This is a genomic window from Leptospira alstonii serovar Sichuan str. 79601 (assembly GCF_000347175.1).
Classification (GTDB): Bacteria; Spirochaetota; Leptospiria; order Leptospirales; family Leptospiraceae; genus Leptospira; species Leptospira alstonii.
The window spans coordinates 41,356-54,901 of sequence record NZ_ANIK01000028.1 but is presented as its reverse complement, the minus strand read 5'-3'; the positions used below and the strand labels follow the sequence as shown (position 1 = coordinate 54,901).

General features: G+C 42.6%; 12 protein-coding genes. 8 read left to right on the top strand and 4 right to left on the bottom strand.

Going from position 1 to position 13,546, the window contains the following annotated elements; all coding sequences use genetic code 11:
• Nucleotides 1–151: 151 nt before the first annotated feature.
• The 8 genes from LEP1GSC194_RS06025 (at nucleotide 152) to LEP1GSC194_RS05990 (ending at nucleotide 8,182) form a co-directional block, all read left to right on the top strand.
• On the top strand, nucleotides 152–628 hold the full coding sequence (locus LEP1GSC194_RS06025; RefSeq protein ID WP_020772825.1) for an LIC11966 family lipoprotein: 477 nt from the start codon (nucleotides 152–154) through the stop codon (nucleotides 626–628).
• A gap of 108 nt (nucleotides 629–736) precedes the next feature.
• Entirely contained in the window at nucleotides 737–1,333 is a 597-nt protein-coding gene (locus LEP1GSC194_RS06020; RefSeq protein WP_036041566.1) for a hypothetical protein, read from the top strand.
• Between the two features lie 94 nt (nucleotides 1,334–1,427).
• Nucleotides 1,428–2,705: an ankyrin repeat domain-containing protein gene (locus LEP1GSC194_RS06015; protein ID WP_020772896.1), complete on the top strand. Its 1,278-nt coding sequence runs from the start codon at nucleotides 1,428–1,430 to the stop codon at nucleotides 2,703–2,705.
• Between the two features lie 180 nt (nucleotides 2,706–2,885).
• Nucleotides 2,886–3,320, top strand: coding sequence for a DUF6968 family protein (locus LEP1GSC194_RS06010; RefSeq protein WP_017809315.1), 435 nt, complete (start codon nucleotides 2,886–2,888; stop codon nucleotides 3,318–3,320).
• A gap of 505 nt (nucleotides 3,321–3,825) precedes the next feature.
• Nucleotides 3,826–5,697, top strand: coding sequence for an alpha/beta hydrolase (locus LEP1GSC194_RS06005; protein ID WP_020772893.1), 1,872 nt, complete (start codon nucleotides 3,826–3,828; stop codon nucleotides 5,695–5,697).
• Nucleotides 5,698–5,751: 54 nt separating this feature from the next.
• Nucleotides 5,752–6,324, top strand: coding sequence for a bifunctional nuclease family protein (locus LEP1GSC194_RS06000; protein ID WP_000366622.1), 573 nt, complete (start codon nucleotides 5,752–5,754; stop codon nucleotides 6,322–6,324).
• A 98-nt stretch (nucleotides 6,325–6,422) separates the two neighbouring features.
• Complete coding sequence (locus LEP1GSC194_RS05995; RefSeq protein ID WP_021064634.1) at nucleotides 6,423–6,782, top strand: phasin-related domain-containing protein; 360 nt, start codon at nucleotides 6,423–6,425, stop codon at nucleotides 6,780–6,782.
• A gap of 74 nt (nucleotides 6,783–6,856) precedes the next feature.
• The gene (locus LEP1GSC194_RS05990) at nucleotides 6,857–8,182 is read left to right on the top strand and encodes an MFS transporter (protein WP_020772956.1); all 1,326 of its coding nucleotides are present in this window, start codon (nucleotides 6,857–6,859) and stop codon (nucleotides 8,180–8,182) included.
• Nucleotides 8,183–8,298: 116 nt separating this feature from the next.
• Here the strand turns inward: LEP1GSC194_RS05990 and LEP1GSC194_RS05985 are convergent, their stop codons facing one another.
• The 4 genes from LEP1GSC194_RS05985 to LEP1GSC194_RS05970 form a co-directional block, all read right to left on the bottom strand.
• On the bottom strand, nucleotides 8,299–8,910 hold the full coding sequence (locus LEP1GSC194_RS05985; protein WP_017809729.1) for a hypothetical protein: 612 nt from the start codon (nucleotides 8,908–8,910) through the stop codon (nucleotides 8,299–8,301).
• A 106-nt stretch (nucleotides 8,911–9,016) separates the two neighbouring features.
• A complete protein-coding gene (locus tag LEP1GSC194_RS05980; protein WP_086005155.1) occupies nucleotides 9,017–10,198 on the bottom strand; it encodes an Lsa36 family surface (lipo)protein in 1,182 nt (393 codons plus the stop codon).
• 40 nt (nucleotides 10,199–10,238) lie between these two features.
• Nucleotides 10,239–11,369, bottom strand: coding sequence for an acyl-CoA dehydrogenase family protein (locus LEP1GSC194_RS05975; RefSeq protein WP_020772889.1), 1,131 nt, complete (start codon nucleotides 11,367–11,369; stop codon nucleotides 10,239–10,241).
• A gap of 15 nt (nucleotides 11,370–11,384) precedes the next feature.
• Nucleotides 11,385–13,544 carry a cAMP/cGMP-dependent 3',5'-cyclic-AMP/GMP phosphodiesterase gene (locus tag LEP1GSC194_RS05970; protein ID WP_020772740.1) on the bottom strand — a complete coding sequence of 720 codons (2,160 nt, stop codon included), beginning with the start codon at nucleotides 13,542–13,544 and terminating at the stop codon, nucleotides 11,385–11,387.
• Nucleotides 13,545–13,546: the final 2 nt, after the last annotated feature.

Sequence of the window (13,546 nt, the reverse complement as noted above, 5' to 3'; positions counted from 1 at the left end):
ATCCGTAAAATCCATATTCATTTCTTTTAATTCAAAATTAGATTATAATGAGCTATGAAATCCTTTTTATAGTTATAATTTAGAAAAAGTGACACTCACCTGAAATCGAATTTTTCATTGAAATTCCAAATTTGAATCCGAATATGCCCCTATGAAAAAACAAAACATACTCCTATTTGTCGCAACGATTTGTTGCATTTACATTTCTATATCCGGTTGCAAACAAGATCCGGTAGACTATAATAACAAAATTATGGAAGTCTTGAACGGTTCCATCGACGATTTGGACGCGTTAAACTCCGCAATGGAGAAAGACGATTTTACAAATGCAGAAACCGTTAGGAAAACCTGGGAAGAGAAGCTGAAACAAGCTTCCGAAAAGCTAAAAGGAATCGGAGAGTTTAAAGGTAATTCCGACTTTAAAAACGCAAGCATTCAAGCGATCGAAACTTATAAAAACGTCGTAGGCAAAGATTACAAACGTCTCATAGAATTGCGTGGATTGGGTTCAAAAGCCGACCAGAATGAAGTGAACGAAATCCTAAATCGTATCAACCAGGATTTTGAAAAAGCTGCAACTACTTTAAACACGGCTTCCGACAAATTTGCTAAAGAGTACGCTCAATAATCCTTTCCAAGTTTTTTCCTAAAAGCAAAAAACCAGCAAATTCCTTTATAGCGGCGCTTTGTAGTAAGGTGCCGTTTTTTTTTGCAAAACGGATTTAGAAACATTAGAATGAAACCTTTATTTTTTACTGTCGGATTATTTATAATTTCTTTTTATTCAAACTGCCGTGAGCCGGATCGTTCGCAAGATAAGATCCTTCAGGAAAAAATAGACTATATCGAAGATTGCAACACGATTCTCGGATTGTTTGGAAATATCAGGGACTTTAGAAAGAAAAAATCCGACACGCCCTTTCAAGAAACTCTGAAATTAAACCGAATCGATAAAAAACAAGAAGATCTTCTTGAAATCTGGAAAGGAAAAAGAATCTTCTTAAAAGGCGCGGAACTCGTCGGGCGTCCTCGTCGAATTTATAATTTAGATAAACTGAATATAGACTTCTCCGAATTTTTGGTCGAGGAATATACGGTTACACATCCGCTCGGCGGACTCGACGGTTTTTATATCGTTTCCGATAAAAACGACCTTTCTAAAAAGGAATTCCTACAGGTCCGAATTTTTCGGCTTCTCAAAAATTCCGATCCGAGTGTTCTCGAAATTCGCGGAAGAGCGCCGCTTGAAGGCAAAATTATATCCGTTCATTACGACGGCGGACAAAATAAAAGTCCGAATTCGTTTGAATCGATATACGTCGTTCTGGAATAGAATGAAATGAAAAATAATCTTCCCCAATTCGAAACTACAATCTTCCCTATAAAAAATTCACGTTTATTTAAAGTTTATCTAGGAGTGCGAACCCATGGAATCCAATCTACTGAATTCTCGTTTGCTTAAGGAAGCAAATCAATACCAGCCGAATCTACAAAAAATACAGAGCTATTTGGAACAAGGAGCCGACATCAATTGTCGGAGCGGCCAAACTGGCGGCAGAGACAATTGGGGAAACACACCTCTCCATATCGCAGTGAAAGAAGCGCGATTTCCTATTATCGATTTTCTACTCGATCGGGGAGCCGATATTCACTCTAAAAATACGGAAGGTTATACTCCCGTTTTTAAAATTCCATGGGGGCGGAAGGAAGGATTAGAAATATTGCAACTTCTTCAAAAACGAGGGGCAAACCTTCGGGACGCAAGTAATACCGGAGTTTCTTTGCTTCACTATGCGGCGCTGAACGACAACGTTCCCATTATCCAATACCTTCTTCAAAATAATTTAGATCCGAACTCGTTGACCGAAGAACGAGAAACTCCACTCCATTGGGCGTCGCACGAGAACTGCGTGAAGAGTACAAAAGTTTTGCTCGCCGCAGGTTGCAAAGTGAATCTTCAAAATGCGGAAGGACGTACCGTTTTACACGAAGCCGCGGAACGAGATTCTCAAGAACTGATTCAAGTTTTTTTAGAATCCGGTGCAGATACTGAGATAAACGATGAGAACGGAGACAAACCTATAAACTTGGCGAAAAAAGAAAGAACGAAGAATTTACTTACCGGCAAATCTCTTTCGAAAGAGGATCCGCAACTCCAGTCTATAATTCAACATTTTCTACTTCACCAAAAAGAAAACTTAGGATCGCTTCGAAAAGAAATTCGAGACAACATTTGTACAGCCTTTTCGAAAATCGATAGAACCGATCTAATTCGATCCGTTTCCGAACGTTTACCGATTTTAAAAGAGAAGTGGCAAACATCCTTTCCGGATGTAACCACAATCCTTTTAGAATGGGCCGGAAATACGCAGTCTCCATTTAGCGGCTACGCGTATGCTCGAGGATACGAACAGTTTGAAGCGCTTGGCAAAGATAAGATCCATTTTGAAAACGAACATCTAAAATTCGAAGATTTCGAAAATGGAATCGATTTTACAGAAGCGTTTCAAGGAATCGATTCCATTTTGGAATCCTGTAATTCTAAAGAATACCCTATCATACAAAAAATCTATAATTCGTTTCTAACCGTTTTATTAAATGAGGTTTTTTCCGAGACATTCCGAGCCGAATCGGAATCCGACGATGATTGGTTTATTTTCGGTTCGGAACACGACCAAGATCCCTTTTTGATCTTTCAGTGTTAAATAGAATGCCGATCTTAACTCAAATCTCACTTTCCGTCGGGCGCTCGATAGTGAGTGAAGGCGCTGAGTTTCCCTCGGTCGCAATTTCTTTGCTTTCGCAAAAAGCCACTCTCAACGCTCCACTGCTCGTGACGATCTCGCTTCCCATCGCTCGATAGGGTAAAAATAAAAAGGTCCAAAATGAAATCCAAATACAAACTCGGTACGGTAATCGCTCAAAGAGAAATCCGGATTCAATTCGGAAAAAAGAAATACGAGATCACGATCAAAATCGGCAAACCTATACTGCACCCGGAGCCCGATTTAGACTGGTATTGTCCCTTTCAAATTCTCGGAATCGCTACGGAGCACGTTTCTTCAAAGATTTTCATAAGCATCGGTTTCGATTCGGTAAATGCCATCCATCAAGCTCTTGTATTAGCTGGAATCTTTTTGAGTTCGTATCTTCGAAAGAAACATCCCGAACTCAAACGACTGAATCCCAAAGATTTCGATCTTCCCCAGGCAATGACTCTGAAACGGATTCGATTGGAAGAATTCCTTCGAAAGTTTCGAAAGAAACATTTCACCGTAGAATGGAAGAGTAGTTCTTCCAATTCCGAATCTTGGATCTAAATTTCATTGATCCAAAATATAAATCTCCACCATCCCAAAACTTGTCTTCGTTTAACAAATACAAACCCGCGTGAGCGGTTCGGAAGGCGCGAAGCGTCTTGCAAAGACGAGCGCGGATTCTAACTCAATGTCTCGCTTTCTATGGATCGCTCGACACCTAGAGAGACGCGACCCTGCGACATTACTACTTCATCAAACTCTTATATACTCAGAGTAACAATGTCGCAGGGACACGCCCGTGTGTTTTCCTTATCTTCGCGAAAAATTAATTCCTTTTTTAAAAAAATCATTTTCTTTCGAATCAAAGATTTTATCGCGAACACTCGGCATCGGACATTCCTAAAAAGATAAAACAATCAAGATTCGAACCGAAACTAAGATACAAATTTCGATCGATCCACTCCTGCTTTAATTCGCTTTCGATAGAGATTCTCGTTAAAAAAGATTGAAAATCGTTTAAATCCAGGTTGGCACAGAAGTTTTTGCTAACAATTCTGGCCGTAGTATGGCTGAACTCCTGGAAAAAAAAACTGTAACTCGTAAAAGAAGAGGTAAAAGCGGACTTAACGTAGCGGCTGACGACATTTTTATTTTTCCAATCCCGAATCAGACCTATAAATTTTTGGAAAAGGTCTGGTCCTCCTTCGTAAATAAAATCGTAGCATTAACTTTTACGAACAACCAGCCCATGTTCAACTATGCGGTCTTTGAAGCGATCCAAGACAAAAATCTTAAGATCGTCGCCTCCGCGACTCATTTTAAAATGAAAGAGATCGCAACCCGAATCGGACTTAAGGATATTCAGGAATTTATCAACAGAACGCTTCCCGTTTCGATTCAGGATCAGGACAATCTTTCCGCGAACTTTATCCGAGAAGCGATCATCGCGGTGGAAACCAAAAAACGTCCCGAAGTGGTTTTCAGCAGCCTCAAGGACGAAAAGATTCACCCGAATTTAAGACATCTTCTTTCCGGAACCATGAACTACGCCGCGGGAATTCCTCTTTTCGTAAAAGGAAATCCGATCGGTATGATCTGGGGAATTCGAAGAGATAGAATGAGCGACGAACAAAGGGAGGAAGTCCGGGAACAATTGAGTTCCTTTTACGACGTAGTGGACTTCGTAGTCGCCCGAGAGATGGACAATAAAGCGGACCCTTACATCGCGAAGAAGAATATAGAAAAAGCGGACCTTCATTCCTACGCAAAACATCTCTACTACACGAGAACCGGAGGACAACAACATCCGGTTACTTCGATCATTTTCGATTGTCATACTTACAATTGTTCTTATCGTTTGGATGCCAGTTATATCATCCCGTCTAACAACGGTTTTTCGGTGAGTTTAAAACGGTTCGAACCGGAAAAAACGAATGGCGGCGGAAAAATTCTTCTTTTGATCCCCGGTTTTTTCTGTAGAAGATCCGTGATGGATAAGGTCGCCAGAGAGATGGCCCTCAAATACGGTTACCGAGTCTTTTCAATGGATATGCGGGGTCGCTCCAGACAAACTCTTCCTTACAACGGAATCAAGGAAGGTTGGACGATCGACGATTTCATCCAAGAGGATTTTCCGGCCGTCTTGAACTGGATTCGGGAAAGTTTTCCCAAGGATAAAATCGTAGTGATGGGTCACAGTATGGGAGGAATGATTCCCCGCTACTACGTATCCGCTTACGAAACTTTTATCGCGAAGTATCCGCAGAACAAGGTCTCCCTTCCCGATCCCAAAGAAGTGATTTCCGGAATCATCTCCGTAACCTCGCCTAACTTCGTTTCGGTGGGAACGAATATTCCGGGAATGAGCGCTCTCAAAACGGGGCTCAGTCTGCTTCCCGCAAAATCGATTTCCGATTTTATCTTCGATCTTACCACGTTCTCTCTTCAATCCACTCTTCCGACAGTGGATCTCAATAAATTCTTTAAGTTCTTATTGGGACTTCATTCTTCCTTGAGAACGGTCTCTTTCGAACTCAGCACAAAAGTCGTCAATCTAAGGGACTTTGTAGGCTACAGACAAATCTCTCCTCCGGAATGGTATTTTCTGATCGAGGATATTTTTTGCGAGGAATCGACTAAGGTCATTCTGCAATTCATCCGCTCCCAATTAAGTAAGGATCACGCGTTTTTCTCTTTCGACGGTTCGATCAATTACACGGAACTGCAAAGAAACTTCCAGCTTCCGATTTATTCCGTTTTGGGCACGTTGGATAAAATCGTTCCAGTCGATTCGGTGGAAGAAGAATTAAGGTCGCTCCCTTCTCCCAACAATCAAATCGTAAAATTCGATCAGGGACATTTGGGAATTCTATTTCACATGCCTACGGTTCGCGAAATGTGCGCGGGCTTTCACGATTGGATTCAGAAACTGGACTAATTTCATCGGGAAAGCATTTGACACCATAGGTTTGCAGGGATAGCCTCCAAGGGAATGGATCTTGTAGAAGCAAAAATTTCGGATATTTCTCTAACAAACGTAGGATTCGCCGTCTTTCTAAAAACGAAGGACGATTCCGATTCCAGAGTGGTCCCGATTTTTATCGGACCCTTGGAAACCCATTCCATCACTTCCGTTTTGGACGGCACCAAACCTCCCAGACCGATGACCCACGATTTGATGACCGTACTTCTCGGAACTTTAAACGTGAGTATCATTAAAATTTCGATCGAAGAAATCATAGACAACACCTTTTACGCGAAAATCACTCTGCGTAAGGACGAAGACGTAATCGTCCTGGACGCAAGGCCCAGCGATTCCATCGCACTTGCACTGCGTGCAAACGCCCCGATCTATCTCGCCAAAAAAGTGATCGAAGAAGCCGGAATCGAAATGAAAGACGAGGAAATTCCCGGAGAATCCATTGCGAGAGAAAAAATTTCCCAACTTCCGAAAACTCAATTGGAAATCCTACAAGAATCCTTAAACAATGCGCTGAGAACCGAAGATTACGAGACAGCCGCCAGAATCCGAGATCAGATCAAAAAGTTAATAGAGAATTCTTAATTTTCCAGATACAATTTTAAAAAAGAGACGACTTAGAGTCGGTACCAGTTCTACAATAATCGGTCGAACTCAATGGATAGATCAAAAGGAGAAGCAGATTGGAAAGGTTATTGATGGATATTCTAAACGCGGGAATCGCCCTGTTTCAGAACGGAGAGGTAAAAATCAAACAGTCCTTGGTTGAATTGGATAAGATCTACCAAGAACTGAGAGAAAAAGGGGAAGTGAATCAAAGTATAAAGGCCAATCAGGTTCGAGAACTTCTCAATAAAACGGTTCAAGATGCGAACGAAATTCTTTCCAAAGGTGAGGAGAGCAGCCAACAAGCGTTGGCTAAACTTCAGGAAAATTTCATTCGTCTTTCCGCCGAAATCGAATCGTCCATTCCGGAACCGTTCAAAGCGGCGGCGAAAAACACATTCGAAGAACTGAAACACCTCTTAAGTAAAAAACAATAACTCCCTTTTTTCGAAAATGTTAAGACAAGGCGTGTGGCTTGAAAGACTGTTGTTTTCAGGCCATTCTACCTCACATGAATAAAATCTCTTTTGTACTTTTTTTTACCGTATTTATCGATATGATGGGATTTTCCGTAATCTTTCCCATCTTCCCGGAAACGCTCAAAGCCTTTCTCTCCCAATCCGGAGACCCTGTTCTCGATAAGTTTACCGATTTTACAAGAATTTTGATAGAAGCTTCTTCCGGAGATTGGTCCTTATTCGTCGCTCTTTTCGGTGGAATCGTCGCCAGTCTCTATTCCCTTTTGCAATTCGCATTCGCGCCCATCTGGGGAAGAATTTCAGATCGTGTGGGCCGTAAACCCGTGCTGGTTCTTACGAGTTTCGGAAGTCTTTTCGGTTATGCAGTCTGGTTGTTTTCCGGAAGTTTTTCTCTTTTCGTTCTTTCCAGAGTGATTACCGGAATGATGGGAGGAAACATCTCCGTGGCCTCTGCGGCGATGGCGGATATTACCAACGAAAAAGACCGCGCGAAGGGAATGGGACTCATCGGAGCGGGTGTGGGTTTGGGATTTATAGCGGGTCCTCCGACGGGAGGATTGTTTGCGAAAGTGGATCTGAGCTTTTTAGAACTTACGTTTCCGGATATTACGTTTACCGTTTTTCCTGCGTCGGCTTTGGCCGCCGCCGCGATCGCTTTCGTCAATCTACTCATGATCGTTTTTTGGTTTCGGGAAACTCTGAATCTCGAAGATCGCGCCTCGTCGGAGACGAAAAAGATACATCCGATCATTGGAGTTTTCACTTCCAAAAATAAGGAAGTCGTATTGTACTCTCTCCTTTATTTTGTATTCGTTTTCGCATTTTCGGGTTTCGAGTTTTCGATCAATTTTTATCTGAGTCAATTTTTGAACTATAGTCCGGTTGCGATCGGTTTTACGTTCGTTTATATAGGGATGATCATCGTTCTGATTCAAGGCGGGGTTTTTCGAAAACTCTCCGGCAAGGTTAAGGAAACGAAACTGATTCGAGCCGGAGGACTTTTTTTGCTCATAGGTTTTTCACTCCTTTACTTCGTTTCCAATTCCTATCAGCTTTTTATTGCGCTTACTTTCCTCGCCGGCGGAAGCGCATTACTTCACCCCGCATTGTCCACGTTAGTTTCCCTTGTATCCGGCAAAGAAGCACAAGGAACCAATCTAGGAATGTTTCGAAGCCTCGCTTCCTTGGGAAGAGGACTTGCTCCGTTCGCATTCTGCTTGATCTATTTCAGCAGAGGTCCGGCGATTTCGTTTTTGACTTCGGGAATTATTTGTTTTCTATTTTTGCTTTTTATCTGGAAATTGAAACAACCGAGACAAGTTCTAAATGTTCATCAAAACAATATCGAGCGAGCATAAAAACGAGATAATCAAAATGAAAATGAGGTTCTCAGATAAATTCTAAAATAATTTCCGGCGGATATTTTAAAAACGACAACCGGATCACAATTCAAAATCGTTCTTGTAAATTATTTTTATAAAATCGTCTTTAAAGCGGTGGCCAATCTTTCAAAGTGAAGAGTCTCGTCGAGTTTACTTCCGTTTTCCAATCGGAGTAAAAACGTATCCCGAACTCCGCCGGAATCCGTAACCGCTTTGAAAGAAAGAATATCGATCCCGTAGAGAAACAAAAGTTGCGATATTTCAAAGATGATCCCGGGTCTGTCCTTCATTCTCAAATCCATCACGGTGCAATCGCTTCCTTGAGAATTGAATAAGAACAATTCGATCGGATATCTTTCCTTATTCTTGAGATATTCCGCTTTTTCCGGAAACCTTTCTAGGTAGCTCAGAACGGAAACACCTTGGAAAAACATTTCCTTCAAATCGGTCTGAATGACCTGAAGCGCCTCCTCGGTCATCGGAAGATTCTCCATATTCCTAACGATGAATATATCGCTGATATAACCGTCTTGAGAGGTTTCAGCCACGGCTTCTTCGATCGTCCAACCTCTCACAAAAAGCGCCGCGGTTACTCTATAGATGATTCCGATTTCGTTATTGGAAATATTTACTTTCAACGCATAGGAATCGTCTCTCGGAATACAGGAAATATGAACGGAAGATTCTGTGGACGTTTGAATCATAACGGTTTCCTTAAATACATTCTGTTTATTTCTAATACACTCTTCACAAAAAACGAATCTTTCTGGAAGAGATATTAATTAGAATGCAAAAAACGTGCCGCTCTCTTCAAAGCGCGAACTTCACGCCCAAGTTTGCTGAATAAATCTTGTCGGAAACCATACCTTCCACCAAAATTTTAAAGGCGAGAAGATTGATTTCCACGCCTCCCAAAAGATAATTAAAACTGTCTTTCGCCTTCGCGTCTCCATGACTCCGAATCACTAAGTTTCCCGCAGCAGTTGCGGATTGTCCTTTTAAAAAATCATAAGGTAGACCGGCCGCCGCCGCTTCCAGGGTAAGAGCCACCGGACCACTTACCCCAAGATGTATATTGGAATTTCCCGAATTTTGGCTCATCCCTGCTCCGACAAAGATCGTAAGAAAATAAAATAAACGAACCCCCGTGCGAATATCGATCGGTAAGGATTCGGATCTAGATCTGTAACCCAAAGCAAAGTCCGCGTCCCATCTCCCCGTTGCGGGACCGAAAGAGATCTTCGGAATTGAAGTCGGAGAGTAACCCAAGTTCATCTCTTCGGTCTTACGATGAAATCCGAGTCCCAAACTGAGACCGGTAAACCCGAAAAAGTCCAAACGCGTATAACGTTCTTTGATCAACTGAAAACGAACCGTAGCGCCAAAGGAATTATAGTTACCCGAAAATTTATACTGCTCCGACTGATCGTTCAGAGCTTTCAAATCTCCCTGATCCAACTTTCCTTGAAAACCGTGGACATAAAGATTGATTCTATGAAGAAAAGATCTTCCTTCGTTACTATCTTTCCCATCCTCTTTTTCTTTCTGATCGGCAGGTCCGTTCCCAGTCAACCAACCCAAATTGACACCTGCCATCAAAGTAGGCGCAAGAGATGCTCCCCCATTCGGCAAATTGGGAAGTGTGATTCCCCCATATTGGATTTGGATGTCTTCATTTTTAACGCCCGCTGCGGATACACCGCCGCCGATCTGAAATCGATTGATCGTTCCGGAGCCCATCATGGAAGAATTGATCGTCGTAAGTAAAGCCGCGTCCTCCATCGAGTTGACGACCTCGTTTAGATATTTAGTCCGAATTTCATTTTCCAACCCGTTGAACTGGGAAGAAATATTGCTCGGAATCATCGCACAGGCGGCTCCCGTACATTCGACTTGGGCAAGTAGAGAACTCACCGGAACGAGTCCGGCAAAAGAAAGTATCAAAATAGGAAAAATTTTTCCTACATTAAAGTTGCGGCAGGTATACATCATTACCCCGTTTTCATTGGACGGGAATCGTTGGAAATTTCTTTCAGAGTCCTAGACTTCTTCCTATGATCTCTTTCATAATTTCCGTCGTTCCCGCGTAAATTGTCTGGATTCTCGCATCCAGGTACGCTCTGGCGATCGGATACTCCATCATATAACCGTAACCGCCGAAAAACTGCAAACATTCATCCGTATGACGTTTTTGCATTTCGGTGGAATACCACTTTGCCATCGAAGCTTCCGCGGTATTCGATCTTCCGGCCATAGTCTCCAGAGTAATCTTATCGACAAAAATACGGCACATCTCCAGCTCCGTCGCCATTTCAGCCATCTTAAATTTGATGGTTTGAAAGGTTCCGATTTTCTTTCCGAAGGCCTGTCTTTCCTTAATGTATTGAAGGGTAATTCTTTGTACGAGTGCGGTCGCCTCTACGGCTGCGATGGAAAGTACCAATCGTTCCGTAGCCAACTTTTGCATAAGATATCGAAAACCTTGGCCTTGTTTTCCGATCAGGTTTTCCTTAGGAACGATCACGTCGTTGTAATACAGTTCCGAAGTATCCTGCGCTTTCAGACCGATCTTTTCTAATCTTCTACCTCTTTCAAAACCTTTCATTCCCTCTTCTACCATAAGGAGAGACATCGTGCCGTTGTCATGTTTAACAGCCGTGATGATTAAATTTGCCAATTGTCCGTTGGAAATGAAGGTTTTTTGTCCGTTTACGACGTAATGATCGCTTTTTTCAATCGCGGAGGTTCTGATATTTTTCAAATCGGAACCGGCCCCCGGCTCCGTCATCGCAACGGCAAGAATACTGTCTCCGGTCGCACAACCCGGCAGCCAGCGTTTCTTTTGCTCGTCGTTTGCGTAAGTCGAAATATACGGCGCAATTACGTCGTTGTGTAAGGAAATAAAAAATCCGCTATTCCCTACTCTCGAAGATTCCTCTATTACAATTACGTTATACAAAAAATCGGCGCCGGATCCGCCGTATTCCACGGGAATATCCGGACAAAGTAGGCCGCTGGCTCCCGCCTTTTTCCAAATTTCTTTCGGAACAATTCCGACTTTTTCCCAGGATTCGTGATTCGGAGCGACTTCCGTTTCAAAAAATTTTCGAGCCATACCGCGGAAGGTTTCGTGTTCTTCCGTAAATTGAAGGATTCTATCCATTATTTCTCCCTACGTCTACGAATAGACCGTGTTCATTCTCATGTAAACGCCGGGATTCTTCTTTACGTAATCGATCAGATCATTCTGCTGAATGGAATATAACTCTGTATCGACTTCTGCTTTAAACGTATAATTCGATACGAAGCTTTTGGAGATATTGTATATCTCTCCAACGAAGTCCCCATCCGTTAGTTCGGCTAACAAATTACCGTCCTGATAGACGTTTACTTTTCCATTGCGAATGATATAGGCATCACCGTAAAATTCTTTTTCTTTCACAAGTATTGAACCTGCGTTCACTTTATGCAAAGTCATGATCAACTCTAACTGAGTGATTTGATGACTGGTCAATCCGCGAAAATGTCTGGATTCTGCCAATGCCTTCCACGAGTTCGAATCTCGGATTTCATTCAATCTGGTTAGGTTATTTTTAAGATCCGAATTCCGTATGAATTGTAAGAACTTATTTTTTTCGATCGTAAGTGCGAGCACGTCCGTTTCCGCATAAACGTCAGCCGCCCTCGGGAGATCCAATACGAGAGAGGCTTCTCCAAAATACTCGTAAGTTCCATAACGTTTGATCGGCCCTTGACCCGATTCGTCCTGGTTAAGCCCTTCGAACTTCACGTTTCCGGACGCGATGATATAAAACTTATCTCCGGGAGTTCCCTTACGGATGATTTGATCTCCGCGTTTGTATCTTTCTTCGTTTACGATGAGTAAAAATTCCTTGGCCTTTTCGATCGGAAATCCGTGAAAGATATCGATCTGCGTCAATACGTCCAAAAGATTGTAGGCTTCGATATGTTTCGGAGGAATGATTTCGGGATAAAGGGTGTTCTCTATCCCGAATCTCGCAAGTTTGAGTTTGGTTCCCTCGGGCATATCCTTTCTTGCGATATGATAAACCGTAATCTTTTCCTGAACGTCCTCCGGCAAAGAGGCAAGATAACTGATTCGAGTGTGCAGAGGCGGAATCCCCGCTTCGTGATAAATGATTCTTCTTTCCCAAGGAAACTCCTTGAAAAATTTCCATCTGGATTCCGGAAGAATTCCCTGTGCGTACATTTTGTCGTGAATTTCAGGCTCGTTCAAATGATCCGACGTATAGATAAAGGACTGATCTTGAAAGAAAAATTCGAAACCCACCGAAGGAATCGAATGAAGCGCATAATGAAAATTGAATTCTCCTCCGTTGATCATAGTCGCTTTTCCGATGATGATCGGTTGGAAATGAAAAAGTTCCTGCAATTCCTTTTTGGGAATTTTCGTCAGCGCGGAATACTTCCTTAAGAAACTGTCCATCACGGTTTCGGTCGCGTGAATCGTGATCTTGTTTTCTTCCAAAATCTTTTGAAACGTACCCGCGTCGTGATCGGCGTGGCAGTGGGTTAAAATGACGTTATTGATGAGTTTCGGATTTACGTTCGACTGACGCAACCACTCCGTGGAATTTACGGGCGGATCCACCATAATTCCTTGGTGATTCAGCCAAATGATAAACCCGGAAGTGTTGTCTTCCGGATCGAATCCGTGTGATGGTCCGAGGCAGGTAATTCCGATGATCGGCGCTTGAAACGGTTCGGTCGGTCTTTCACCGATATCATACTTGATGTTAAATCCGACTTCTCCCGGAACCTCGATTTTCCTTTCTCCGTCCTGAATGAGGAAGTCCCCGTTTTCGAGTTTAAGAATAATTACATTTCCGTAATATACTTTGTTGGCCGCGTCGAACACCTTGAAGTCCACGACGTCGTCAAGTCCTTTGTATCCGCGGAAGTAAGCCATCTCCGCTTTCATATCCGGAAATCCGAAGGATTCCTCACCGTTGAGATACTCGCTCTTGAGACTGATATTGTCGGGTCCCATCAAGGATTCTTTGAGTACGGTGATGAGCTGCGTTCTTTGTTCTTCCGTACAAACGATGAATGTTTTTTTCTGTCTTAAAAAGAAGTTATAATAGATCGGGAATTCCAATTCCGCCGTGCTGATTCCCTTTTCCACATGAAAGAATTTATTGGGTAAAATAAAGACCAACGGGGACTTTTTTTCGAGCCCCATCGTATCTTTGATCGTTTCCGGCGGAGAGCCGATTTGAAGATATCCCTCGGAGGTATCGATGAGATAACCTCCTCTAGGTAATTCCGTATAACCTTTGTAAGTTTCTTTCAGCATAG

Coding starts and splice junctions, on each gene's coding strand:
- LEP1GSC194_RS06015 (WP_020772896.1), top strand. CDS start 1,428: ATGGAATCCAATCTACTGAATTCTCGTTTGCTTAAGGAAGCAAATCAA.
- LEP1GSC194_RS05985 (WP_017809729.1), bottom strand. CDS start 8,910: ATGATTCAAACGTCCACAGAATCTTCCGTTCATATTTCCTGTATTCCG.
- LEP1GSC194_RS05970 (WP_020772740.1), bottom strand. CDS start 13,544: ATGCTGAAAGAAACTTACAAAGGTTATACGGAATTACCTAGAGGAGGT.
- LEP1GSC194_RS06000 (WP_000366622.1), top strand. CDS start 5,752: ATGGATCTTGTAGAAGCAAAAATTTCGGATATTTCTCTAACAAACGTA.
- LEP1GSC194_RS05990 (WP_020772956.1), top strand. CDS start 6,857: ATGAATAAAATCTCTTTTGTACTTTTTTTTACCGTATTTATCGATATG.
- LEP1GSC194_RS06010 (WP_017809315.1), top strand. CDS start 2,886: ATGAAATCCAAATACAAACTCGGTACGGTAATCGCTCAAAGAGAAATC.
- LEP1GSC194_RS06005 (WP_020772893.1), top strand. CDS start 3,826: ATGGCTGAACTCCTGGAAAAAAAAACTGTAACTCGTAAAAGAAGAGGT.
- LEP1GSC194_RS05975 (WP_020772889.1), bottom strand. CDS start 11,369: ATGGATAGAATCCTTCAATTTACGGAAGAACACGAAACCTTCCGCGGT.
- LEP1GSC194_RS05980 (WP_086005155.1), bottom strand. CDS start 10,198: ATGATGTATACCTGCCGCAACTTTAATGTAGGAAAAATTTTTCCTATT.
- LEP1GSC194_RS06025 (WP_020772825.1), top strand. CDS start 152: ATGAAAAAACAAAACATACTCCTATTTGTCGCAACGATTTGTTGCATT.
- LEP1GSC194_RS06020 (WP_036041566.1), top strand. CDS start 737: ATGAAACCTTTATTTTTTACTGTCGGATTATTTATAATTTCTTTTTAT.